A 24,450-nucleotide genomic window follows, 5' to 3' on the forward strand; every position below is an offset into this window, starting at 1 on the left:
GCGACCTAGGAACTCGGAACCCTTCCTGGTATCAAAGGGTTCTATTGGTACAGGGAGCCGACCGTAGCCCATTCATGGAGGTAATTGGAATGCAAGCCGTAACACTGACGCCCGACAATCAGAGGCGATTTAACTCGCAGATGAATCGGACGTACAAGAAGGTCTTCAATCTGGCCTACCGTCTTGCTGGCAACCGGTCTGACGCAGAGGACCTCACGCAAGAGGCGTACTACCGAGCATTCCGTGGATTCGATCTGTACGAAGGCGACAAGCCTTTCGAGAACTGGATTTTCAGGATCGTCACCCGTCTTTTCCTCGATCTCAACCGCGCCCGGAGGCGGCGCGTCAAGACCGTGAGCTACGACAACCCGCTTCGGCCGGACGGCGCAACAGACTTCGTACGGTTCGAGACAGCCGATGATTCTCCCAACCCGGAGCAGGTGTTCGTCAATCGCTTCGTATCCGAGGACTTGGAGCGCTCGCTGTCGCAGCTCTCCGACGACCAGCAGACGCTCGTTTTGTTGGCGGACGTCGATGGCGTCTCGTACAAGGACATCGCGGAAATGCTGAAGGCGCCTGTCGGGACGATTCGCTCTCGGTTGCACCGAGCACACAAGCAGCTCCGAGCGTATCTCGAAAAGCTGCATACCGAGCGAACCGACCTTTGCACCAGCGGCTAGCGCTCGTGCGCCGGCTTCTCAGCCTGCCCCGTTCGACTTGACTTTTCGGCGGCCTCGATTATGGCGATCGTCCTGCGGCTCTGCTCTGCAGTGACGTTGAGCGGCTCGTCGCCTCTCAGATAAGCGACTATGTTTTCGTAGTAGGCGGCCCAATCGTCTGCGGCACAGGGGATGTCAAAGCTGGCGATATGTCCCTCGTGATCAGCCTTGACGGTTATCGTCTTGCCCCAGTCTGCGGTGATGCCGCCCTTGGTGCCGAGAATGCGCCACTTTGGCTTTGGGACGCTGCTCAAAGAGCTCACCTGCAGGTCGGCGACGCACCCGTTCGCGAACCGCAGAATCGCCTGTGTATGGTCCTCGTTGGTCGCTTCCTTCCACACGTCCGACTTGAAGAAACCGGTCACCGAATCCACCGGGCCGGGCACGAAGTTCAGTATCCAATCTAAGAAGTGGGCGCCCCAGTCGAACAGGTTTCCCCCGCTGAGCGACTTGTCGCTGCGCCACCCATCGCCAGGGCGTTCGAAGTTACCGAAGCTGCACTCGATGTGGAACACGTCGCCGATGAGCCCGTCGTCGATCGCCTTCTTGATCGCCAGGTAGTCGCCGTCGTGCCGCCTGTTGTGAAAGACCGAGAGCATCTTGCCGGCGGTAGTGGCCGCACCGATCATCTCGTCGGCTTCGGCTACGCTGAGGCACATCGGCTTTTCGACGATGACGTTCTTGCCAGCTTGAAGCGACGCTACGGTCACCTCCGCGTGGAGATTGTGCGGCAGAACTACTACGATCAGATCGATGTCGCTGCGTGCAAGCAGATCGGAGTAATCGAGATAAGTATCGATGGTGGGGAAGTCCGTTTTGGCGGCAGTACAGCGGCCCTCGTCAACGTCGCACACCGCGACGAACTGGATTCCCGCGCCCTCCATCCACGTGGCGTGATGTTTGCCCATATCGAACGAGGGGCCGTACCCTATCACCGCTCCGCTGATCGTCTTGCTCATCGCACGCCAGGTTATCCTATGCGGCTTGTCGTCGCTCTGAGAGCCCGATCAAGAAACCGGCATTAGCGTCCGGGCCTACAGGTCAGACGGTTAACTCGGCAACTGCGTCATACTTACGCTCAACATGCTCTGGGATGAGTTCATCGAACAGATGCCGAAGGTTGAGCTCCACGTTCATCTGGAGGGTTCGATCCGCCCAGAAACGCTTCTCAAGCTGGCACGGCGAAACGGTATCGAGCTTCCCGCAGACGATCTCGACGGGTTGAAGAAGTGGTACGCGTTCCGCGATTTCCCGCATTTCGCTGAGATCTACTGGACTATCGGTCGATGCCTGAGAACAGCCGACGACATCGAACTCATCGCGCGGGAGTTCTTGGTCGGACAGAAGGCGCAGAACGTGTTGCACAGCGAGGTCACTTACACAGCGCTGACGCAGTTCAAGCAGTGCAACATCGCGTTTGACGATCAGCTGGCCGCTTTGAACCGTGCCCGCCGGTGGGGCGTGAGCGAGCTGGGGGCGTCGATGGCTGTCGTCATGGACATCCCGCGCGACAGGGCGACGGTAGAGGAGGGCGAGATGGTCGGCGCATGGGCCGCAGAGGGATTCGGGCAGGGGATCGACGCGATAGGGCTGGGTGGCTACGAAGTCGGGTATCCGCCCGAGATGTTCAAGTCCGGGTTTGATTTAGCGCGCAAAGCTGGTGTTCCAAGCGTTCCTCACGCTGGAGAGACCGAGGGGCCGTCGAGCATTTGGGGGGCGATCAACGAGTTGGGGGCGATTCGTCTGGGCCACGGCATCCGGTGTCTCGAAGACCGAGAATTGGTCGATACCCTGCGCGAAAAAGGGATCACGCTCGAGGTCTGCCCGTCGAGCAATGTCTGTCTGAACGTTGTTCCTTCCTGGGAGGAGCACCCCCTGCCGCAGCTATTGAGCGAGGGGCTGCGTGTGACGATCAACTCAGACGACCCGCCGATGTTCAGCACAACGCTGACGGATGAGTGGAAGCAAGCGCAAAAAACGTTCGACCTCGACCGTGCGACGGTGGAGACCCTCACGCTGAACGCCGTCGACGCTTGTTTCCTGCCGCCAGATAAGAAGGCGGCTCTGCGAGAGACCGTTGTAGCGCAGCTGAGCGTGCTAGCGATCGCTTGAGGTAGCGCTCACTCGCGCCACGCGAAGTCGCCGTTCGCCACGGACCAGTCCAGCCCGAAGAACCCGGCAAGCCGAACGCCTTTCGAGCCTTCGAGGTGAAGCGAGCTGTCGAACACCATCAGGTCCGGGTAATGAACCCCCGACACGAAGTACGGGATGAAGTTGACCGACCGCATGCCGACAATTCCCGTCCCGGCAACGACTCCGACGCTGGCGACATCGCTGTCAGGACGCGGTCGGACCATCATGATAGAAAGATCGTCGCCAGCCATCGCCCGTCCGCCGACCTGCACCAAGCCGCGCCCTACCTGTACGGGTGAATCGGCCAGCAATTGGTGCCAGGCGGAGTTGACGTCCGCGCTCCCGTAGATGATCACGCTTCGGTCTCGGTCGCCGCTCGCATCGAAGTCCCTGTCCGCGACGATCTCGGCACGACCGTTTCCGCGGTACCACCACGTGTCCGCGTCGTACCGGGCCTTGGCAAGCGACCAAGCGTTCTCTTCGGGCGTGCCCTGCGTGCCGTATACCAGAACGAAGCCGTGCCGAAACGCGTCCTTGAACGGGCCTGCGCGGGCCGGGTTCTTGTCACCGGCAGGCCACCCGGAAACCGCCGTCCACGATACGCCGTTGCGCTGGAGACGGAGCTTGTCATCGTCGGGCCACGAGAAGGACTGCTCTTCACCGTCCAAGTTGACCAGCACGTTATCGGCCGGAGCCATGTGCGCCAAATCGAGCTCCAGCCGCTCGACGTTGATCGTGCTGCCGACGAATCGTCGCCTGCCCATGTCGTTTCGCATGTTGACCGAACTCGGCTCGTACGGCACTTGCTGTGCGACGATGGTCGCCCACCGGCTGGTCGCGTTCAGTCCTGGGTGAGTCGTGAAGAACTCCAGCCCCCTGTGATCTGCGGCTGCAGGGATTCTGCGTCTGGCGAAGAAGTCGAACATCGGGCCGTAGTCGACGCAGTCCGTGCCGGGCTCATCGCTTGAGTCGTACCAGTGACCGCCGCCTGGATGTTCGTAGAAGTCGACGTCTCGATGAAACTCAGCAAGGTATTCGCGCATCTTGCGAGGCTGTTCGATCGGAACCGTCCTGTCTTCAGCGCCGTGAAGGACGAACACGCCCATGTGCTTGTAGTTGCGGATGATCTTCGTTAAGTCGCTAGGGTTCGAAACCCTGACCAGAATTTCCTCGATCGGATCTGGATCCGGGTATGTAACCGCACCCCCGTATGTCCAGAAGCTGATCCAGCCTGCGGCGGGGCCGATCGCGGCCCACTTGTCGGGATCGGTCGCCCCGAGGTACCACGCTCCGTGTCCGCCCATCGAGTGGCCGGTCAAGTACACCTCGCTAGGGTCGGTGCCGAAAACGCGCATTGCTTCCTCACGGACCTCTAGCGCGTCAAGGCGTCCCCAGTCCTCCCAGTCGAACCCGAACGGGCGCCGGTTGGTCGCAGCTACGATGTTCGCCCAAGATTTGGACGAGTAGGCGGCGGCTTGGCCAGTCGCCTCGACGCCCGCGCCGTGCGCCGTCAACACGAGCGCGGACGCCGTATCGCTGGTTGCTGGCCGGACCGCGTAATACTGCACGCTGCCGTCGATTGCGCTGACGAACGTTCTTTTGTGCAAGTCTGACCGGCGCTTGACCGCGAGGTTGAACTCTATCGAGCTATCGACTTTTTCCCGGGCGTGCCGCTGAATCAAGTTTAGTCGGAGAATATATTGGTCAGGCTCTGCGATGTTGATCGCTGGGATCATGAATCGCACCTTCCTTGAGGTCAAGGGCGGCAAATCCTCAATGTCGGAGATTAGCGGCGCAGCATAGCCCCACTGCACAGAGACAGACAGGTTCGTCTGCGTTTCTTCCGTGGCGTTCGTCACGATGACTCCACCAAGAAGCTCGACCGGTTCGCCGATGATCACGTCGGGAAGCGTCGCGTCGCGAGTCGTCAAGAATACCGGTCCGTCTGGCTTTTCAATTGAGACTCGCAGTCGTCCGCGCCCGACGCGGAACAGCAGATGGTTCGTGCCACGGTTCGCCTTGAACGGTATGCGCACGATTCCAAGCCCGTACGGGTCTCCGCCGCGCGGCTGGCCGTTGATCAAAACCCAAGAGTGTCCTGCGACGTTGAGCATGACGACTTCGTCATTTGCAGACCGATAGAAAACGTAGGCGAATCCACCGCGTAGCGCACCGTCGGAAAACCAGCCGTCTTCGGCGGCCTGGATCGCTTTCCACTCTCGTGTACCGGCGGGCCGTGAACTGCCTCTCCACGCAGGGACTTCGACCTTGTCGCCTGCGTTTGGCGGGGTCCAGGTTCCTCGCACTATTTCCGATACGATGACGTTCGTGCTGATCGGCACTCGACCACCGGTGCCCACCGAGCCGATAACCAGGGCCTCAGTTATTGCGCCGCTGGATTGGGCCGGAGAAAGCACGACTCCTGCGAAAATTGCCAAAGTTATCAACATTCACGAATCCTTACGCTGACAGAACCGCTCGTCTAGGTAGAAACAGCGGGTTTCTGGTAACGATGTTAACGATACCGGAGTTGAAATTATTAGGGTCTTTAGACCTATCAGTTGAAGTAAAATGCGGGTCCTTGAGATGAAGAAAGATTCCAGGCTTTTGGACGCGGTGCACTTGGCAACGCGGAAGCTAGCGACGTTGGAGGACACCGAAATCGTCCTCCGCGATGTCTTGGAAATTTGCATCTCGGCCGTTGGAGCCGAGGGCGGGACGATCTACCTGCACGACCCGGCAACCCAGACCTTGACTTTCAGGCACGTGCTGCCGCAGGAAGTCGCCGATAAGCTGGAGCGAATGGACATTCCTGACGATTACGGCGTCGCGGGCAGGGTGTTTCGCACGGGCCTAGCTCGGCGCAGCGTATTCCAAGACGGCCCAGACGAGGCGCAACAGGAAATTCAGGACAGAAGCGGGGTTGTCGTCCGGACTATGATCACGGTTCCGCTTCAGATAGCCGGTATGCCGCCGATCGGCGTCGTGCAGCTCGTCAACAAACTGGACGGCGAGTTCAACGCCTCTGACGAGATGGTTCTGGACACCGTCTCCGACGTTTCAACGCTTGCGGTGATGCACAGCCGCCTTCTTGAGCATGGCGCGCAGATCGCGTCGCTTCAGGGGATGGGGCGCGCCGCGCACGATCTCGCTAACAAGGCAGGCGTCGTCATGACGTACCTTCCAGACTTCGAGCGAAATCTGGCCGGGCTGAGAGTTCAGCTTGGCGACTCGGCAGACGACGGAGCGGTCGGCATGTATCTGGAGGCGCTGGAAGACAACTTCAAAGACGTCTTGGTTCCGTACTCAGAGCGCGTTTACAGGTATGCAAAGCTCATCAGCGATTTGGCATCCGGGAAGGCTCTAGCGCCGATCAAGAAGGATCAGTCGTTCGCAAAGGCGGTCCGGGTCGCTGTGGAGTACCTTGAATCGCAGGCGAGGAGGAACCACGTGGCGCTCGAGTTCGATCTGCAGGAGGGCGCACCGACTTTCGAGTTCGACGACATGTTTGTGATGCGAATAGCGGAGAACTTGGTCGGCAACGCGGTGAAAGCGGTCGTCGAGACGATTCCAGACGATTGGCTGGCACAGAACGGCGGCGACATCGACGCGACGTTTGGGGCCGTCGTCATCCGGTATCGATACCTGGAAGATCACCACATTCTCGAGGTCGAGGATGAAGGGCCCGGAATGTCGACCGCGACGATTCGCCAGATTCTCACTGGCAAGGCTCGGTCTGCTTGGATTCGAAACACAGGATCCGGCCTCGGCACGAAGGCGGTGCTGGAGTTGGCCGCGACTCACGATGCCAGGGTCTCGATCGACAGCAAGCTCGGCGAGGGCACGACATTCCGAGTCGATTTCCCTCAGGCGATGTCTGAGACCGGGGCTGCCTAGTTCGCCTCTTCCAACGCGTCGACTCGGACGACGACGGCGGTCGTGTTGTCGCTGCCTCCGTCCGCCAGTGCTAGATCGACCAAGTCCCACACCGCTTCCGACGGCCCCTTGAGCAACTGTTCGGCGATGGTCTCGTTGCAGACGTGGTTCGTCAGGCCGTCTGAACAGAGCAGGTAGACGTCCCCTGGTTCGACGATCTCATCGAACACATCGGCTTTTACGTCTTGCTCAGTGCCTATGGCTCGTGTGAGCACGTGTCGGTAAGGGCTCTTTTCCGCTTCCTCACGGCTCATCATCTCGCTGGCCACCGTCTCTTCCACCCACGTGTGATCGGTCGTAATTTGAGATAGTTCGCCATCGCGCAAGCGATAAACGCGAGAGTCGCCGACCTGCGCGATGATCGCGCGATCTTGCACGATCATCAGAGCGCTGAGCGTGCAGCCCATGCCCTTCCGGCTGGGCACGGCGCGCGCCACGTCCAGCACGTAGCGGTTCGCGGCGTGTACGGCGGAGAGCGCCGCCTCGCTCGGGTCTTCGCTCGGGTGGTTGCGATAGACTTCGATGAACGTCTTGCACGCCATCTCGCTGGCTATCTGCCCGGCTTCGTGGCCGCCCATTCCGTCGCAGACGATAAAGATCATGCCCCGCGCCGCAATTTCGTCGTCGGTCGACGGAATGAAGAAGTCGTGCTTGTCCTCGTTGTTCTCGCGCACTCGGCCAAGGTCGGTCCTGGCGGCCACGGTCAAGCAGGGCTTCACGCGCAGATCTACCCGGGGTACCAAGTCTTCTGTCGCAAATTCGGCAGTGATCTCTTCCACGCGCTAATCCCTAAACTTTATCGTCAACGTCTTGTCGCCGAGCTTCACGACGTCGTCGGCCTGCAGTTGCGTCTTCTGGTTTTCGACGAGCTTGGCGTCGTTGACGATGGTGCCGTTGGAGCTGCCGGTGTCGGTCAGGTAGACGCCCGTTTCATCGACCGTTATCGTGCCGTGGCGCCCGCTGACGTACGGGTCGCTGATGACGATGTCGTTGTCCGTGCGCCGCCCGAAGGTGTGCACCCCCGCCTCCAGCGGGATCTCCTCCGAGTCGTCGATGACCAGCCAAGCCAGCGCCGTTTGCACTGTCGGTGCAGATTGTAAGGAAGTCGTCTTTCCGCTCATCGCCATCTGCGTCTTGGAGGCTTCACCGGGCAGGCGGAAGGTCATCTCATATCCGCCCAGCGAGACGACGTCTCCGCTTGTGATCTTGACCTTTTCTCCCTTTGCGAGCGGCTCGCCGCCGACCTTTGTGCCGTTCGTACTCCCAGAATCCTCAACCCAAGCTTCGTCGCCGTCCATCGTCAAGACAGCGTGCATGCGGGATACGCGCGTGTCCTCGATCAGGATATCGCCCTGTCGGCCGATGCTGTTCGCGCCCGGTCGGAGCTGATGCTCGCGACCGCTCTCGTCGACCAACACTGGCAACTGCACTGCTGGCGCTCCGAAGGCGTCACCGTCGAGAGCCATCTCGAAGATCAGCCCGCAAGCGTTGCAGTACATGACGCCCGGCGGATTGGACTCCTTGCACACCGGGCATTGGACCGGTTTGATCGTGATCGTAGCGTTGATGCTGGGCGTTGTGCCCATGACCGTCTTGTTGGGATCGACAGAGGGGGCCGCCCCCATCGCTCGCGTTCGGTTGTCGTCGGCCATTAACCTTCATTGTGGCTCAAGTTCAAGGATCGTGCATGGCGTTAGCGGCGGTATCTTTATGAGTATGGCGACGTCGATTGTGCTTGAGGTGCTGGGAGATACTCGTTTTGCGGACGTCGTGGCCTCAATGAGAATCATGCAGATTCTTGAGGCGACTGCCCGAGATATCGACCCGCCGGGCAAGGACGCCAGCACGGGCGCGGGGCTGGTTCAAGCCTATGCGGGCGTATAGGAATTAGGATGAAGAACCTTCCAAACGTACGCCTGTTCCTGCGGTTGATGGTCGATCCGGGTTGGGCTCCAGCAGGGGTGGCGGCGGCGTTCCTCGTGCTTGTTGCGACTGGGCTTGGGGGCCGATACGACTATGTGTTTCATGCTGCGGGCGGTGCGGCAGTCGCCTACTTCTTCTGGCGATGTGCGGCTCTTGTGCCAGCGCTCTCGCAGCGGGTACAGGGCGGGACGCGGCCTGTTTTCGCGCTTGCGGGGTCATGCGTTGTGGCGGTCCTTTGGGAGTTTGCAGAGTTCGGCGCCGATCGCTGGTTGGGATTCACGCTCCAGGGCGGGATCTTGGAGACTCTCCGTGACCTGGCTTTCGGAGCTCTCGGCGCGGCGGTGGTCTGTGTGCTTGTCGGCTTGATCGGTCGGCGCAAGCAGAGTCAAGCCGCTGACGCGGCCCCAGATGATTAGGGGCGGCCGACGAGAACTGGCCGTGATCGACCCGCCAGGCAAGGACAGTAGGACCGGTTCGGGTCTGGTTCAAGCCTATGCTGCGGTCAAGGCCGCCCTCGCGGTTCGTTCCTAGGCCCGTATGGAACAGAAAGGACGTATCTCGGTTCTAACCCTGTACACGGGCTGTTCACTCGCTTGACCATAGATCGACCGGAACGGCCCTGGGAATCAACAATGCTGACAACAACTATCGCTGTAGCCGCAATGGCATTATCAGCGAACGCTTACGACTCCACGCCTCCTCCCCGACCAGCCGGATCAATCCCTGCTGGCCACGGCATGAGCTTGCTGGACACGACGTTCAACCAGTCGCCCGAGCCGGTCCCCGATGACAGTCTCCCTGGCGGACGGCGCGCGACTCTTCGTTACGTGTGGTGGTCTGTATATGTTAAGGCTACCGGCAACGTGGAGATGCGCACCTCGCTCACTTGCACGCACCTCTGTGAGAACCCAGGCAATCACAAGCACGGGCCGCCGTGCAAGATCGGCGGTTGTGCTGCGGAGTGTCCGTACAACGACCATCAGACGACCCTTGAGGCGACGTCTTCTTCGAGAAGTTCCAGCACGATCAGTCAAGCTCTCACTCGAGCCCGCGAATCTGTCAGGTCGGTTACGGCGAGTGTCGGCGCCTCGGCATTCGGTGTGACGGCTGGTCTTTCTGGCACAGCATCCGAAAGCAGTTCGTCGAGCGTTACGCTCGGTTCGAGCATAAGTTCGGCCGTTGGCAGATCCGTCAGCGGCTCTGTTTCGATCAGTCTTGGGCACTTCAACAAGAAGCCTTGCACAAGCGAAACCTGGTACTTCGGAACGAAGGAGTACGAAGTCAGGATGATCCTGCAAGTCTTCGAGCAGGACTACTACGCGGAGAGCTGGGTGTTTGGCGGAACGCACGGCGTTCTTCCCGGTTCAGGCCTGAAACTCGCTGGCGAAGCACGCTTCGTCGGCACTCCGCAAGACGTGCAACTTGGAACCTATCAGGTGCCGAGCAACGAGCCGATCGACAAGAAGTCTGACCTCGACTGCGGGTGCAAGCCGAAGCCAGTCATCACTCCGTCGCCTGGCGATCGCGAGCACAGCTCGCTGCCGAGCGGCACAAGCAAGTTCTACGTAACCCCGGAAGAGGACGAGAAGATCTTCTTCACCAATCCGTTGGATGAAACGGTTCTCGTAACTTACGCGGGCATCGTCGTAGAGATTGAGCCCGGTGACGAGAAGGAGATAGATCGTGGCGACCTCATTGGCGCGATTCCGATAGACGTTACAACGGTGGAAGGCGAGCGCGTGATGCGAGTCGTCTACGGGGCCGGACTGGATGACGGCAAGAGCCAAGCAGAAACCTGGGAAGAGTCGTTTGCGACTTATGAAGCCGACATCGCCAGCAAGTCGAAGAGCAAAGGCAAAGTCGAAACGACTTGGAAAGTGGGAAAGGGCGAAAAGAGCCTTCCTTTGCCGGAAGTGGCAGACGAAATCGTTGCGCCACAGGATCCGCCGCTAATAACTCTCATCGAGATGCTCATCGCCGCGGGACCGGCCACGACCGCTCTTCCAGTCATGAATGGCAAGACGCCGGTCATCGAAATCCGAGGCGACATCCCCGACGGCGCGACCTTCCATATTGAGTCCGGCGATTCCCAGACCGCAGGCGACGTGTTCCTGAAGATCAAGGGCATCGACGGTGAGACAAGAGCCGTGTTCGTGAAGTTCGATGGCGTGAGATTCGAGAAGTCCAGCGCCCGACTAGTCATGCGTAACTGTGACGGCGTACCGGTTAGCGATCAGGACATTTCGCTGCAGCAAGCGGCCATTCACACTTCGATGACACCGACCAGCGGCCCGGCCGGTTCGTCAGCGACGCTCATCATCGACACGAGAGAGGTGATGGCCTTCATGGCGCAGAACAGCGGCGCGCACACGAACCAGTTCGACATCCTGCTCGACTTTTCGAGCGGTGGCGGTGCGACCGGTCCGGAGCGAATCGCGATGGATCCGAGCGGCATCACCCGAGTCCCCGTTCGCCGCGGATCGGTACCGGGTGGCTTCCAAGTTGCGATCCGCCTCGCCTACCGCCAGAACGGTGGCCACGAGCTGGGCCACATTCTCGGCGACGCGGGCGGCCTTCAAGCCCGCGACCAGGTGAAGAGCGACCCCGGAAAAGGGATCTTGAAAGGCGGATAGAACCGCCAGGCCCTCACCCGCAAACCCCTCTCCCTTAGCACACGGGAGAGGGGTTTTTGTCGGAGTGCGCGAACGTGTTCGCGCTTTCCCGAGCACCCAAGAGAGACTTCCGCACCCTTGACGAAGCCCTGCAAAAGCGACCAAGCTATTACCATGCGCACATGGCCGCACGCACCTTCGAAGTGCGTCACGTCGCCAGGGACGTATATCGTCACCGCTGGCACCTACCATAAGGAGCCGCTGTTCAAGGATCCGGAGAAACTCGAGATCCTCTACAACCTGCTGTTAGAAACTGCAGACGAACAGGGGTGGGACTTGTTGGCGTGGGCCGTCTTCGCCAACCACTATCACATAATCGGAAACAGCCCGCAGATCACAAATCCAGTTGGCAAACTGTGTGGCAAGGTCCACATGAAAACAGCGAAGGCGATCAATTTGCTCGACGAAGCGCCCGGGCGAATGGTCTGGTACCGATCCTGGGATCGGCTGATCACTTACGAGAAGTCGGTGATGGCGCGCATCGCATACGTTCATCACAACCCGGTCAAACACGGGCTCGTCGCTCGGGCCGAGGATTATCCTTGGTGTTCTGCGGCGTGGTTCCTGCGGGAGGGCGACCGGCCGTTCGTAGAGAGCGTGCTGTCGTTCAAGACCGATCGGGTTAGCGTCGACGATGACTTTTAGTCGATGCGATATCCACTGGCGCGTTGCTGGGCAAAGCGCGAACGCGTTCGCGCACTCCGAAAAGGGGCGCCCTCCCTAGATAGTCACGCTTGTGCGGACGACGCCTGCGCGTTCGTGTCGTGCGACGAGGTCGTAGGTGCCGGAGCCGCGCACTACCCACTCGAACACCGCTTGGTCGTCGGTAGCGTCCGTGTGCCAGCCGAACCCTGCTACCGGAACGTGGCACCAGCCGACGAGCTGCCCGGCGTCCTCGCGGAGCTTGCCGCTGACGAGCCAGTCGGGGGTAGACGACCCCGCGCTACCGGCCTCCGATCCTTGTCTAGAAATCTCGCCGACAACGCCGCGCACCATCTTCTTCTCCTCGGCCATCTTGCTGACGTTGGTCGAGAGCCAGCCCGTGTTCTGCACGATGAACCGTATCCGATGAGTATCGCCGTCACTGTCGATCTCGACATCTTTCAGCTCTAAACATGGCGTTACTCCTGCGAGCCAGATCGACCACTCCGCGAGCGGGGTGACCTCCGCCTCAAGGAACTGAGGCGGTGGATTGCGGAACGCGTGGTGCGCGTCCCAGCCGCCGAGCTCGACCTTGCCGAGCTGGGGATGGTCGAAGTCGTACCATTCGACGTGCCCTTTTCCGTCGAGCTTTTCGTCGCTCCACTTGAGCAGCATTAGGTCATCTGAGTGCGGGTGGTCGCGGAACCAATCGATGTACTTGTAGTCGGTGATCCCGGCCTGTCTCTGCGGCGACCAGATTTCGACGGTCCACGCGTGGACGCCCCGGTGCTCGTACATCCAGTCGTCGAACACGCCAGAGATGCTTTCCTTCGGGTGGTATTTGAAATCGTGGAAGACAGAGATGCACGGGTAGCCGGTCATTTCGGTGCCGTACTTGCCCATCTCTTTGAGGAGCCACACGTCCTCGGGCGGCAGGTCCTCTTCCTTCATGCGTCCGGGCGGCCGCAGGATAACGCCGCTGAACGTGTGATACGTCACGGCGCCGCAGATGTTCGGTCGCATTGAAATCGCATCGACCGCCGCGCGGATCTCTGGCTCGCTCGTCGGATACGGCCCGGAGCCTTTCTGGTCGGGTTCGATCCGCCACGCGCTGGGGAAGTTGCGGTTGAAGTCGAGCCCCTCTTTGATGTTTCGCGCGCGCATGGTGACGCCGTCGAAGTTGTGGAACAGCCCCTCGGGCAGGACGCGATAATAAGTGCCACCGGTTTCGCCGGGCGAGCGCTTCCTCATTAGACGCGGCTCCTCTTCACTGATCTTCCACGGTCCGTTCGGGTCTTCGACGCGCATGTTGAGGATGCGTCCGTCGCCGTCCAGGTCTTGCCGCTCCAGGCCGTAGTAGTCCTCTTCGTCGAAGGGGTACGGACGCGTCGAGGAGCGGATGATGCGCGGCACGTCTTCGAGCGCCCACTCCGCGCCGTCTGGATTCAGACGAGGCACCAAGTAGAACGCGCGCGTCTTCAGCACGTCCGGCTTCTCGGTGCAGAGGATGTTCAGCAGTTTGAGCATCGCCGTCGAGGCGCTGACCTCGCTCGCGTGGATGTTGCCGTCGGCCCAGAAGGCGGGCTTCTCAGAGGCGGGGCCGGTCGAGGCATCGGTGACCGTCATCATCCAGATGTCGCGGCTTTCGTGCGACTTGCCGATCGACTCCATCTGGACCAGCCCGGGGTTCTCAGACTCGAACTCCCGAAGCAGGGAAGTCAGCTCTTCGTACCGGTAGTAACGGTCAAATTCGACGCTGGGCATAGGGCAACGAGGATACCTCTGGGAACTGAAGTCGCTTCGAGTGACATAATCTCATTCAGGATGATGATCAGGAAACTCTGTTCTGCGGGCGTGATCGCCCTGCTCGCGCTCGCGTCGTTTGGTTGTGCCCCGGAAGAGGAGGAGGTCGCGAAAGACGACAAGACGGACGAAAGTACCGAGGTGGCTCCGACCGGGCCGATCTTGCTCGATGACTTTCAGCCGTCGGGCCTACCGATCAAGTTGGCTCCGGATGACGGCGACGAAGTCGCGATCATGACGACCGACAGGGGCGTCATCGTGCTGATGTTCCACCCTGAGGTCGCGCCGGACCACGTCGCCAACTTTAAGAACCTCTCGCGGATAGGCTTCTATGACGGCGTCAGGTTCCACCGCGTAATACCCGGGTTTATGATCCAGGGCGGAGACCCTAACAGCAAAGACCTAAATCTCGCAGCGACGTGGGGCATGGGCGACCATGTGAACGAGGACGGTCGGCGAGTTATGGTCGCAGGGGAGTTCAGCGCTGTGAAGCACGAGCGCGGCATCCTGAGCATGGCGCGCGGTGACCTCCCCAACTCGGCGAGTTGCCAATTCTTTATCATGCACGGGGATGCGCCCTTTCTTGACGACCCGAATGGTCACTACTCAGTATTTGGGAGGGTCGTCACAGGAATGGACGTTGTCGATGAGATCGTGATGATTCCAACTTATGATCCGAGGGCTGAGTCTGCGTACCCAGACCAGGCGGCTGTGATCGAGTCGATCGAGATCGTGGTCTGGCCGATAGAAGACTCCGACTAATGACGATTGCACCGAGACACGGCGGTGCCATAATTCGGGGCAATGAATATCGCACCACTGGTCGCGGGCTCGATCGTCACTCTGATCGGCTCTCTGGTTTTCGCTTCGATGAGCGGCGAGTCCGGCGACGCTGAAGAGCAGCAGGCGATGCCGAGCGAGGGCGACGAAGTCGCCGTCATGGAGACGAGCCAAGGACGGATCGTCCTGATGTTCTTCCGCGAGACGGCGCCGAGGCACGTCGACAACTTCAAGATTCTGGCCAAGCAGGGGTTCTACGACGGCACGCGGTTCCACCGCACGATCAAGGGCTTCATGATCCAGGCTGGCGATCCGAACTCCAAGGACCTCGGCAAGTCGGCGACTTGGGGCACAGGCGGTAACGCAGACGAGGAGGGGAGGGAGATCAACATTCCGGCTGAGTTCAGCGACATCAAGCACGTCCGCGGAGTGCTGAGCATGGCCCGATCTTCGAATCCGGACTCGGCCAGCAGCCAGTTCTTCATCATGCATGCCGACTACCCGTCTTTGGACGGCCAGTACAGCGCTTTCGGTCGAGTCATCACAGGCATGGCGGTCGTCGATAAGATCGCCGAGATGCCGACTGGCCCGAACGGTTCTGTTGGACCAGAGAAGGCCGTCGTGATCACGTCCGTGAAGATCGAGGCCTGGCCGCTAGCGGACGACTAGGACTTTTTCGCGGAGTTGAACGAATCGGGGGTTCGCCGACACTGAGCTGGCGAGGTGTTTACAATGAAGCTATATCTGACAGCTCTGATTCTCGGTACCTGCCTGGTCCTCGCCGGTTGTCCGGCGAAGGAGACCGTGGAAACGACTGAAACGACGGAAAATTCGGTCTCATCGACCGGCCCTGACAAGACAGATCCTGGTGCGTCGACAGACGTCAAAGAGGCTGACGAAGACAAATAGGAAACGAACGTGACCAAGGATGATGCCGATACGGTCGCCTGCTGAGAGGCGGACCTTGAATCGCCAGCGTGGCGCGATCGGTTTTGACTGAACATGGACGAGAACGAAACGGCCTGGGCAAGACCGCCCGGGCCAGATTACTTTTGAGGAAAGATTACTGCTAGCGGGCGACTGGGGGCCTTATGCTGGATTGAACGAATTGGGGGATCGCCGACACTGATGTAGCGAGGTGTTTACAATGAAGCTATATCTGACAGCTCTGATTCTCGGTACCTGCCTAGTCCTCGCCGGTTGTCCGGCGAAGGAGCCCGTGCTAACGACTGATGAGACGAAACAACCGCTCTCCGGTGGTATCAACAAGACTGGCTCTGAAGCGAAGACGGAGATTGCCGAGGCTCCCGAAGACTGATCTCAACACGACCTGAATCAATGCTGACGACGTAGTGATCGGCACTTGAGAGGCGGCCACCGTGCCGTGACGGTCGCACTTTTGGCCAGTGCCGAACCTGGTCAGCGACGAGCATGCCTGGGCGTGACAGCCCGGGCCGGACTATTTTTGGGGAGAAATCGCCGCTGGCTTATGGAACTTTAGGAATCCGCTGTGCCGTCCGACTGGTTAGGGGCAGGGATTTGATCTTTCCTGCCCGGGATTGAACGGCTTGACGTCTGCCGGACACACAAGGTTGGCAGTTCGTTGCCAGGAGTGTGAAATGAAAAGAGTATTTTTGACCCTCTCCGCACTAGCGGTCCTCCTGACCGGGTGCGGGAACGAGCAGATTTCAGAAGGGACGGTCGCATTGGAGTTGACGGGAGAGGTCATCGATATTGGCGAGACGTCCTACTTCCTCGGTGAGACGATCAGTTACGAAAACGTCACGGTTGTGCCACTGATCTCCCAGGACTACGATCCAGAGCAGGACGCCGACTACATTACGCTAGCCGAGGCGACGAAGAACGACTGGATCGAGATCATCGAGAAGCCGGGGGAAGAAGTTTACACGGAGCTGACCGTGCGGTATAGCGGGCCGAAGCCGCTCTTGTTGCTGGCTGGCGAGCTGCTGCTCGGCGGAAAGCAGGACAGGATCGTTGCGAAGGACACGGTTATCAAGCCAATGTCGACCGTGGTCGTCTCAGTCTTCTGCGTAGAGCCCGGCCGGTGGAGCGGGACTTCACTGAGCTTCAATTACCCGGGCGTCCAAGTGCCGATGAGCGTGAAGGAGCAGGCGATGTTGGGCAGTCAGGACGGGGTATGGGCTGAGACGAAGGCATACAACGACAGGGCAGGATCAGCCGATCGGGGCCGCTCTACAGTCGATATGGGGATGAAGAGCGACGAAGTTGTCAAGTTCACGAAGGAAGGCAAAGCCCAACTGCTGGCCTTGCGAGACACCGACCGTCCTGTCGTCGGAGTCGTCTTCATCATCAACGGCAAGATCAGGTCGATGGAGATATTCGGCGCACCGAGGCTGTTCTCGTCGGCTTACGAGTCGATTCTTGGAGGGGTTCTAGCCGAAGCGGCCATCGACCGATCGGACGACTTTGATTTGCCTTCGGCCGAGACGTTACAGGCGTTCCTGGCAAAGGTGTCGAGCGCGCAGTCCTCGGCCTTTATGGCGGGCGTGCCTGCTTCTGGTGATCCGTACCTGATGGGTGCGGCGGCGGGCGTATCAGGAGCGATTCTGTTTGCAGAAGAAGAGGATGCTGCAGAGATAACTCACGGTACCTTCTACAACAAGGAGGATTGAGGCGCGAGTCCCCGGTCAGCGGTCGGCCATAATTGACTGATGGCCGACCGCCCGAGCTGGGACACCTACTTTATTCAGATCGCCCACCTTGTCGCGACGCGCGCGACCTGCCCCCGGCGCTCCGTCGGGGCCGTCATCGTGCGCGACAAGCGAATCTTGGCGACCGGATACAACGGTGCGCCCGCTGGGCTGCCGCACTGCCCGCCGGAGGGCGACGAGCACGACTGGCCGAGGGGGTGCATGATGGCTGGCCACTGTGTGCGCAGCCTGCACGCCGAGCAGAACTGCCTGCTGCAGGCTGCGAAGATCGGCGTCGCAAGCGACGGTGCGACGATGTACGTGACCTGCCAACCGTGCAACACTTGCGCGAAGATGATCATCAATGCGGGCGTGGCTCGCGTTATCTACGAAGGCGATTACCCAGACGACTTCTCGCTAGAGCTGTTCAGAAACTCTCAGATGGACGTGTTTCGGTACATTGACGGCGCTCTTGAAACGGTGGAGTTCGACGCTTGACCCTCTCCGACTTGAAATCGATCTTTGGCGAGGGCAGCGTTCTCGATGGATTTGGCTTTCCGCTGCTCGTTGCCGGGATTGCTGCGGTCGTGACGTGGGGGATCACGCCGCTCGTGCGTCGGTTTGCGATCTCCAAAAACGCCGTCGACGACCCGACGGTGGATGATCGGCGCGTTCACACGGAGCCAACGCCGCGATGGGGAGGGATTGCGATTTTCTCAGGGCTTCTGGTGTCGCTGCTGCTCGTGCTGCCGTTCGCCTATCCACAGTCCAATCCGTTCCCTGTCTACGTCATCGCGCTGTTCGTCATTGGCCTTGCGCTGGTCGTGATAGGGGCGCTCGACGACATACATCAATACAGAGCGCGAGTTCAGTTCGCCTATCTGTTGATCATCGGTTTCGGGATTCAGTTCCTGTTCGATAACGTCGGCAGAGTTCAGATTAGCGGTATGGAGCTTCCGCCGTTCTCGCCGGACAAGGCGTGGGTGGGCTTTGGTTGGCTGGCGCTCCCGATCACGGCGATCTACATCTTCGTAGTCACCAAGACCATGGACACGATCGACGGCGTCGACGGTCTTGCCGCAGGCGTCGCAGGGATCGCAGGCGTCACTTTGGCGGTCATCGCTGTGATGACAGGGCAGCCGCGCGTAGCGTTGATCGCCGCCGCGATCGCTGGCGCCTCGCTGGGGTTCCTGCCGCACAACTACAACCCTGCGAAGATCTTCATGGGAACCGGCGGAGCCCAGATGCTCGGCTTCATGCTTGCAGTGCTCAGCATCGTCGGAGCGTTCAAGACTGCTGCGGCGTTCGTGCTGTTCTTACCGCTCCTCATATTCGGCGTCCCGATTTTCGACGCGGTGTTCGTCATCATCAAGCGAATTGTGAGCCGTCAGCCGATCACCAAGGCGGATAAGCGCCATGTGCACCACACGCTTTTGAGCAAGGGCTTTTCACAGCGCCAGACCGTCTGGATACTGTATACGATCGCAGCGGCGCTTTCGCTTGTGCTGCTGATCCTCGTGAAGTCTTATGGGTAAGCCGCTGCTGCTGTTCGTGGTCGGAACGCGGCCCGATGCGATCAAGACCGCACCCGTCGTGCTCGAGTTCTCGCGTTTTCCCAAACTCGTTGACACGCTCCTCGTGTCGACCGGGCAGCACAGAGAGATGCTCCAGCAGGCGCTCGATGCGTTCGGGCTGAAGCCCGACGAGGACTTGGCGGTGATGAAGCACGGGCAGACGCTCGCTGAAGTAACGTCCAGGGCGCTGGAGCGATTGGACGCAGTGATCGAGGAACGCAGTCCGAGTTTGGTTTTCGGTCAAGGAGACACGACGTCCACGTTCGTCTCCGGCCTCGCCGCTTTCTACCGGCAAGTTCCGTTCGCGCACATCGAAGCCGGTTTGCGAACAGAAACGGTGTGGAATCCGTTTCCTGAGGAGTTCAACCGTCGGGCGGTTTCGCTGTTTGCAAAGCTGCACTTTGCGCCGACTGACTGGGCTGCGCAAAACCTGTTGAAGGAAGGTGTGGAGCGTGACGCCGTATTCGTGACCGGCAACACCGGCATCGACGCGGTGATGTCGGTCGCGGAGTCGCACGCGCGCGAGTGGTATGCGGAGCACTCAGGGCGCGTCGTGCTGCTCACGACGCACAGAAGGGAGAACTGGGGCGAGCCTCAAGCGGCCATCGCCCGCGCCGCGCTTCGAATCGTGGAGGAGTTCGACGACGTGCTCTTGGTCGTGCCGATGCACCGCAATCCGGCTGTCCGCGAGACGCTGCAGGCCGTGCTGGGAGACACGAGCCGCGTTGACATGATCGAGCCGCCCGACTACGCGGACTTCGTCAAGCTCATGCGGAGGAGCGATCTGATCCTGACGGATTCCGGCGGCGTGCAGGAGGAGGCGCCGTCGTTCGGAGTTCCGGTGCTCGTCCTGCGCGAAACCACAGAGCGTCCTGAGGGGATCGAGGCAGGCACAGCGAAACTAGTCGGTACCGATGAGTCTAAGATTTACGAGAAAAGTTATACGTTGCTTTCGTCAGAAAGTGCGTATAGCGAGATGGCGAAGGCGACGAGCCCTTACGGCGACGGTAGGGCGTCGGCGAGAATCCGGTACGCCGTCCTGCGCAGCCTTGGTCTGGATTCGCCGGAGGAACCGATGTGGATCTGATTCAGGCGATCGTTCTCGGCATCGTTCAAGGCGTAACCGAGTTCCTACCGATCAGCAGCACCGGACACGTGCTTCTCGTACCCGTCTTATTCGGATGGGACGACCCCGGATCGGGGTTCTCCGCGGTCATCCAACTGGGGACGATGGGCGCGGTCCTCGCATACTTCAGATCCGATCTGGCAAGGATCGCCAAGGCTTGGCTACGCGGCTTTCGCCAAAGACCTCACGACAGGGCGAAGGAGTGGACTCTCGGGTGGGCGATCATCGTCGGCACTTTGCCGGTCGTTGTCGCGGGACTGTTGTTGGAGGATTGGATCGACAACGAATCTCGCTCTGTGGCGCTGGTGGGGGCTATGCTGATCGGCGTCGGTCTGTTGATGGGGCTGGCAGAGCGGTGGGGAAGGGGCGCGCGGAGGATCGAGGATTCGACCGTGCAAGACGGGCTGGTCATCGGCTTCTGGCAATGTCTCGCGCTGGTGCCGGGAGCAAGCCGCAGCGGCAGCACCATTGCCGGAGGAATGTTGGCAGGTTTGGACCGAGCGTCGGCGGCCCGTTTTTCCTTTCTGTTGTCGGTGCCGGCGGTGCTTGGATCGGGGGTCTACAAGATGGTGACCGAGGGCGAGTCGTTGGTATCCGAAGGGATCGGCCTGACAATCGTGGCGATCCTCGTCTCATTCGTAACAGGGTATTCGGCGGTCGCTTTCTTGATGTCGTATCTGCAACGCCGGTCTCTCGCTGTCTTCGTATGGTATAGGCTCGTGCTGGGCGGTACGATGCTCGGACTGCTGGCCGGTGGCGTCATCGCGCAGCCGTAGAAAAGATAGATGTTCAGGCTTTTCCGCAAGAAAGATAAGTCGCGCCAGCCGCAGAAGATGATCGTCGGCTTAGGCAACCCTGGGAGCGAGTACTCGGGGACGCGCCACAACATCGGGTTCGTCGCTGTCGACAGCCTCGCAAAGGCCGCTGGAATCGGCCTGAAGACCTTCAAGCACAATGCTCGGTTCGGCCAAGGTGCGCTCGCTGGCGTAGACGTGTTGCTCGTGAAGCCGATGAACTTCATGAACAGGAGCGGGCTGCCGGTCAGAGATCTGGCCCACAAGTACGAGATCGCGCCAGAGGACATCCTTGTGGTCGCCGACGACCTCGACATTCCGGTCGGGGCCATCAAGATGAAGCCCGGAGGCGGAGCGGGCGGGCACAACGGGCACTTGTCGCTGATCGAATGCCTCGGGACCAGCGACTACCCCCGGTTGAAAATTGGGATCGGGCGACCGGAAGATGAGACCGTTGAGCACGTTCTCAGCCGGTTTGCCCAGGATGAGGAACCTCTGATCGACAGTGCCGTGGAAAAGTCGTGGAAAACTTGTGAAATATGGGTAGCTCAGGGGTTGGACGCTGCCTTGAAATTCGCCAATACCGACTAGACCAGCGCTACCGCCTTCGCTCGCTCGATATAGGTGTGCTGCGGGGAGAGCAGCTGTATCGGGCCTGGAATCCGCGCCCAGACCCCGGACGCGCGGTGCATGTATGAGTAGTAAGTGTTGTACCGGTCGTGCGTGCAGTTCCAGTGACCGACGCCTGAACACGTTCGCAGCAGCACGTACATGCTTGGCTGCACATCGACTTCGTCGCTGAACACGTGCAGCAACTGGGCCAGTTCACCGCTGTCGGTAGCGTGTTGGGCCAGTAGTGCGTGGCCCTTCAATTCCACTCGCAGTGCGCCCTGGTTTTGGAGCAGTACGAACTCCTTGCAGGTTTCAATGTGCCGCTGGATGCCGACTATCCGAATCATGGACAAGCGTTAGGACGCCGAATGAACGTTCAAAGAAGCGCGATATGTGGATAACTTGGGGATAACCTTGTACATTAGCGCACTGAAGACTCAAAGTTTTCCGCAGCCTGATCTAGCAAGTGGGCTAGGTCGCGGCATGCTCTCTCAGATAGGCCACGGGTCATCACCGCGTCGGCCTCGGCTACCAACCTGCGAATGTCCACCATCAGCTGTTGCGATTTGGGGGTCAGCGTGAGAATCTTGATACGTCTATCTTTCTTGCTCTGAACTTGTCTTAACAAGCCCTTGGCAACGTGCGTTTGCACGGATTCGCTCAAAGTTGGAGCTGTCACCCCAAGTCGCCTTGCGACCTCGGTCTGTGATGCGTTTTCGCCTGCGGCGGAGACGGTGAGCAAGAGCTGGAACGCCGTCCAACTGACACCGATCGCTTCTAGCCGCGGCTCGAGCCAGGCAGATTGAAGTTCATACAGGCTTGCGAGCCTGGCACCCACAGACGTCTTTCCCACTCGATAAGGTTACCAAATGATTCCGCGGCTTTACGCGAAAATGTCGAGCAGGCTACGATCCATCTCTTGAAGCAGTTGAAAGACCTTGACGCTGACGCCGTACTGAGTCTTTGCCAGGCTCATCTCCATCATGCCTTCGGCTATGTGGCCCTCATTCAGTATTAGAGCCGCGCCTCGCATCATGCCCTCCTCAGCACGCCGCATCCCCGCTAGCGCGATCTGGTACGCGTCCCCTGATCCGACGTTGTTGATGTGCATTGTTTCGCGTATGGAGGTTGAAATGGGAGCAGCCGCAGCTATCGCGGCTTGCGCTCTAGGTTGGTTGTTCCACAGTGGCGACCGGACACACTACAACAATTGCCAGAACCGCATGAGGTGTGCCGCTGGGGGAAAAAAGACCCCGGCACAACACCGGGGCCATACGTTTGAGTTTTATTGAGTGGTAATAGAAACTGCCTAGCCAAAGCGGTTCGACCACTACTCCGAACCGGCGAGCATCGTACATTGCTTGACCGGGAGAAGAAGGAGTACAGCGCCGGATCGCCATCAGTTCGCAGTCGCTACCCAACCCCGCGGCACACGACGCATTGCGTCGCAACCAAGAGGTTCGAGGAGGATTGCCTGCGCGAACGGTCCCTGTTAAAGAACCTATGTTCGCAGAACAGCGGCGTTGCGACTAGATGGCAAACAGGTCAGACCTGCACTGAAGCGACGGTCAAACGTTCCGCCGCATTCCTCTCCAAACAATCAAAGCGGTTCAAGACCCAACCAGGTGAGACGCCTAAGAACCAACTTGCTATATGATAGCAGAGAGCAGAGAGGATCGGGGGTGACTGACGGAGAATTCAGCAATTCCCGGTATTAATTCTGAAGAGCGGTAGGCGCGGCGACTCAGTTCTGTGCCGCGAGCGCGAGGTGCATGATCCGTTCCGTGTACTCGCCGCTTGTTCCTGACGGCGGGAGGTTTGCTTGCACCAACTTGATCCGTCGCCGAATCGTCTTGCGCAGATCCTTGACGGCATTGACCTCGGGTTCTGTCGGTCGCAGGACCGGCTTGCCGCGCACTAGCGGTCCCATGAGGTCGCCGATCCGAGCCACGTCGGCCAGACCCAGGAGGTGGCCGAGCTCGTGCATGACGACGTCGAGCGTCTCGGCTGGCGACAGGCGACCGCCTGGGGCAGCGCGGACGACCTGAATTGAGCCGGAGTACTTCACCTCGTGCTTCTGCGAGGACCATCGATAGTTCTTGGTGACCTTGATGAGCCCGAGGCCGTGCGCGCCAGCGTCGGGAATCGAATCGACGAACCGGATGACCACATCGTAGTTCTCGCTGTCGCCGACGAGTTGTATCGGAAAATCTCCATCAAGCGATTCTGACCACGTCGAGAACGCCTGCCTGACGGCCTCTTCCTGATCGGTTCCGCGTGGGTCTAGCGAGTGGGCGTCGATGGCAACGCGGACGCCTGTCGTGTAGAGCGCCCCTTCGAGCAGCGCCATGGCCAAGTGGTGATCGCCGTCGGCGAGCGCGCGGTCGGCTTTTGCGAGGGTCTGCCTAAATTGGTCGGCGACGCGATCGGAGAGGTCGTCAGACGGCAGCGCAGGAGTGGCGAGCAGAAACAGGGCTATCGCGAGCCAGACTCTCTGCGGCATTCTCATGGATACAGACCTCTTATTGGCGTATTCCGGAGTAAGCCACGTCGTATTTCCGTATCTTTGGCAGGTTATTGGGAACCTAGCGAACCTACAGGTCGCCTCGATCTTGAGCATCCTGAACAGCTCGTTGCAGCGACTCTACGGGCAAGTCCCAGTCTCGGAAGCCAGTTCTGATGATCTCGACGTACCCCTCGCGGGCACGTTTGTACCTGCGCGCGACCAGCTCGTAGAACGTGACCTCTTCATCTGCTTCGGCGATTCGCGCCGTGAATGAGCCCTTGGTGTAGCGCGTAGGGAAGCCTTCATATTCGTCGAGCGAGCGCTCGTCAGAATCGGTGATCGCGTAGATCGCACCTTGCACTTCCGCGCCTGCCTGCGGCTCGATGTTCGCGACCCCACGCAGCACGAGCCGGTATCCGAACAGGCAGTGCGAGCGCACAGGCTTGGATCCCGGGCACCTGTCCTGCATCTGATCGAGGCAAAGGTTTGAGCCGTACGCAAAGTAGAATCGCGGCACGAGAGCATTATGCTCTTGCTCGGCTCCGACGAATCGACTTC

The 24,450-nt window shown here is 59.9% G+C and carries 27 protein-coding genes; 17 read left to right on the plus strand and 10 right to left on the minus strand.

What is annotated here, in order from left to right; genetic code table 11:
* Positions 1–89: 89 nt before the first annotated feature.
* Positions 90–680, plus strand: coding sequence for a sigma-70 family RNA polymerase sigma factor (locus IH944_04910; GenBank protein MCH7903892.1), 591 nt, complete (start codon positions 90–92; stop codon positions 678–680).
* On the opposite strand, the gene IH944_04915 is transcribed toward IH944_04910, so the two are convergent.
* Positions 677–1,678: a Gfo/Idh/MocA family oxidoreductase gene (locus tag IH944_04915; protein ID MCH7903893.1), complete on the minus strand. Its 1,002-nt coding sequence runs from the start codon at positions 1,676–1,678 to the stop codon at positions 677–679. The genes IH944_04910 and IH944_04915 overlap by 4 nt on opposite strands.
* Positions 1,679–1,802: 124 nt before the next feature.
* On the opposite strand from IH944_04915, the gene add reads away from it, so the two are divergent.
* Positions 1,803–2,831 carry an adenosine deaminase gene (gene add / locus IH944_04920; protein MCH7903894.1) on the plus strand — a complete coding sequence of 343 codons (1,029 nt, stop codon included), beginning with the start codon at positions 1,803–1,805 and terminating at the stop codon, positions 2,829–2,831.
* An 8-nt stretch (positions 2,832–2,839) separates the two neighbouring features.
* Here add and IH944_04925 read toward each other — a convergent pair whose 3' ends face one another.
* Positions 2,840–5,302 carry a prolyl oligopeptidase family serine peptidase gene (locus IH944_04925; protein MCH7903895.1) on the minus strand — a complete coding sequence of 821 codons (2,463 nt, stop codon included), beginning with the start codon at positions 5,300–5,302 and terminating at the stop codon, positions 2,840–2,842.
* Positions 5,303–5,438: 136 nt separating this feature from the next.
* Between IH944_04925 and IH944_04930 the strand changes: the two genes are divergently transcribed.
* Positions 5,439–6,749, plus strand: coding sequence for a GAF domain-containing protein (locus IH944_04930; protein MCH7903896.1), 1,311 nt, complete (start codon positions 5,439–5,441; stop codon positions 6,747–6,749).
* Here the strand turns inward: IH944_04930 and IH944_04935 are convergent.
* Complete coding sequence (locus IH944_04935; GenBank protein MCH7903897.1) at positions 6,746–7,567, minus strand: Stp1/IreP family PP2C-type Ser/Thr phosphatase; 822 nt, start codon at positions 7,565–7,567, stop codon at positions 6,746–6,748. The two genes, IH944_04930 and IH944_04935, sit on opposite strands and share 4 nt — an antisense overlap.
* A 3-nt stretch (positions 7,568–7,570) precedes the next feature.
* Entirely contained in the window at positions 7,571–8,440 is an 870-nt protein-coding gene (locus IH944_04940; GenBank protein ID MCH7903898.1) for an FHA domain-containing protein, read from the minus strand.
* Positions 8,441–8,504: 64 nt separating this feature from the next.
* On the opposite strand from IH944_04940, the gene IH944_04945 reads away from it, so the two are divergent.
* From IH944_04945 to IH944_04960, 4 genes are all read left to right on the plus strand, one after another.
* On the plus strand, positions 8,505–8,672 hold the full coding sequence (locus IH944_04945) for a hypothetical protein (protein MCH7903899.1): 168 nt from the start codon (positions 8,505–8,507) through the stop codon (positions 8,670–8,672).
* An 8-nt stretch (positions 8,673–8,680) separates the two neighbouring features.
* Complete coding sequence (locus IH944_04950) at positions 8,681–9,127, plus strand: hypothetical protein (GenBank protein ID MCH7903900.1); 447 nt, start codon at positions 8,681–8,683, stop codon at positions 9,125–9,127.
* A 216-nt stretch (positions 9,128–9,343) separates the two neighbouring features.
* Positions 9,344–11,344 carry a hypothetical protein gene (locus IH944_04955; GenBank protein MCH7903901.1) on the plus strand — a complete coding sequence of 667 codons (2,001 nt, stop codon included), beginning with the start codon at positions 9,344–9,346 and terminating at the stop codon, positions 11,342–11,344.
* A gap of 153 nt (positions 11,345–11,497) precedes the next feature.
* Entirely contained in the window at positions 11,498–12,028 is a 531-nt protein-coding gene (locus IH944_04960; GenBank protein ID MCH7903902.1) for a transposase, read from the plus strand.
* A gap of 75 nt (positions 12,029–12,103) precedes the next feature.
* Here IH944_04960 and IH944_04965 read toward each other — a convergent pair whose 3' ends face one another.
* Entirely contained in the window at positions 12,104–13,789 is a 1,686-nt protein-coding gene (locus tag IH944_04965; protein ID MCH7903903.1) for a carboxypeptidase, read from the minus strand.
* A gap of 63 nt (positions 13,790–13,852) precedes the next feature.
* Between IH944_04965 and IH944_04970 the strand changes: the two genes are divergently transcribed.
* From IH944_04970 to IH944_05015, 10 genes are all read left to right on the plus strand, one after another.
* Positions 13,853–14,590: a peptidylprolyl isomerase gene (locus IH944_04970; GenBank protein MCH7903904.1), complete on the plus strand. Its 738-nt coding sequence runs from the start codon at positions 13,853–13,855 to the stop codon at positions 14,588–14,590.
* 147 nt (positions 14,591–14,737) lie between these two features.
* Positions 14,738–15,277 (plus strand): peptidylprolyl isomerase, encoded by a 540-nt coding sequence (locus IH944_04975; protein ID MCH7903905.1) that lies wholly within the window; start codon positions 14,738–14,740, stop codon positions 15,275–15,277.
* Positions 15,278–15,340: 63 nt separating this feature from the next.
* Positions 15,341–15,517, plus strand: a complete 177-nt coding sequence (locus IH944_04980; protein ID MCH7903906.1) for a hypothetical protein — start codon at positions 15,341–15,343, stop codon at positions 15,515–15,517.
* Positions 15,518–15,755: 238 nt separating this feature from the next.
* Complete coding sequence (locus IH944_04985) at positions 15,756–15,926, plus strand: hypothetical protein (GenBank protein ID MCH7903907.1); 171 nt, start codon at positions 15,756–15,758, stop codon at positions 15,924–15,926.
* Between the two features lie 301 nt (positions 15,927–16,227).
* Positions 16,228–17,262 carry a hypothetical protein gene (locus IH944_04990; GenBank protein ID MCH7903908.1) on the plus strand — a complete coding sequence of 345 codons (1,035 nt, stop codon included), beginning with the start codon at positions 16,228–16,230 and terminating at the stop codon, positions 17,260–17,262.
* Positions 17,263–17,301: 39 nt separating this feature from the next.
* Positions 17,302–17,778 (plus strand): dCMP deaminase family protein, encoded by a 477-nt coding sequence (locus IH944_04995; protein ID MCH7903909.1) that lies wholly within the window; start codon positions 17,302–17,304, stop codon positions 17,776–17,778.
* Positions 17,775–18,815 carry an undecaprenyl/decaprenyl-phosphate alpha-N-acetylglucosaminyl 1-phosphate transferase gene (locus IH944_05000; GenBank protein ID MCH7903910.1) on the plus strand — a complete coding sequence of 347 codons (1,041 nt, stop codon included), beginning with the start codon at positions 17,775–17,777 and terminating at the stop codon, positions 18,813–18,815. Before IH944_04995 ends, IH944_05000 begins: the two co-directional genes overlap by 4 nt.
* Positions 18,808–19,941 (plus strand): UDP-N-acetylglucosamine 2-epimerase (non-hydrolyzing), encoded by a 1,134-nt coding sequence (gene wecB / locus IH944_05005; protein MCH7903911.1) that lies wholly within the window; start codon positions 18,808–18,810, stop codon positions 19,939–19,941. Before IH944_05000 ends, wecB begins: the two co-directional genes overlap by 8 nt.
* Positions 19,932–20,756 carry an undecaprenyl-diphosphatase UppP gene (gene uppP, locus IH944_05010; GenBank protein MCH7903912.1) on the plus strand — a complete coding sequence of 275 codons (825 nt, stop codon included), beginning with the start codon at positions 19,932–19,934 and terminating at the stop codon, positions 20,754–20,756. The genes wecB and uppP overlap by 10 nt, the downstream gene beginning before the upstream one ends.
* Positions 20,757–20,813: 57 nt before the next feature.
* The gene (locus IH944_05015; protein ID MCH7903913.1) at positions 20,814–21,365 is read left to right on the plus strand and encodes an aminoacyl-tRNA hydrolase; all 552 of its coding nucleotides are present in this window, start codon (positions 20,814–20,816) and stop codon (positions 21,363–21,365) included.
* Here the strand turns inward: IH944_05015 and IH944_05020 are convergent.
* The 5 genes from IH944_05020 to IH944_05040 all read right to left on the minus strand — a co-directional run bounded on the left by IH944_05020 (position 21,362) and on the right by IH944_05040 (position 24,409).
* The gene (locus IH944_05020) at positions 21,362–21,733 is read right to left on the minus strand and encodes a hypothetical protein (protein ID MCH7903914.1); all 372 of its coding nucleotides are present in this window, start codon (positions 21,731–21,733) and stop codon (positions 21,362–21,364) included. The two genes, IH944_05015 and IH944_05020, sit on opposite strands and share 4 nt — an antisense overlap.
* Positions 21,734–21,807: 74 nt before the next feature.
* Entirely contained in the window at positions 21,808–22,239 is a 432-nt protein-coding gene (locus IH944_05025; GenBank protein MCH7903915.1) for a winged helix-turn-helix transcriptional regulator, read from the minus strand.
* Between the two features lie 30 nt (positions 22,240–22,269).
* The gene (locus IH944_05030) at positions 22,270–22,497 is read right to left on the minus strand and encodes a hypothetical protein (GenBank protein ID MCH7903916.1); all 228 of its coding nucleotides are present in this window, start codon (positions 22,495–22,497) and stop codon (positions 22,270–22,272) included.
* A 633-nt stretch (positions 22,498–23,130) separates the two neighbouring features.
* Positions 23,131–23,889: a matrixin family metalloprotease gene (locus IH944_05035; GenBank protein MCH7903917.1), complete on the minus strand. Its 759-nt coding sequence runs from the start codon at positions 23,887–23,889 to the stop codon at positions 23,131–23,133.
* A 91-nt stretch (positions 23,890–23,980) separates the two neighbouring features.
* Positions 23,981–24,409 carry a gamma-glutamylcyclotransferase gene (locus IH944_05040; GenBank protein MCH7903918.1) on the minus strand — a complete coding sequence of 143 codons (429 nt, stop codon included), beginning with the start codon at positions 24,407–24,409 and terminating at the stop codon, positions 23,981–23,983.
* Positions 24,410–24,450: the final 41 nt, after the last annotated feature.

The sequence above is a fragment of the Armatimonadota bacterium genome (assembly GCA_022563855.1).
Classification (GTDB): Bacteria; Armatimonadota; Fimbriimonadia; order Fimbriimonadales; family Fimbriimonadaceae; genus JADFMN01.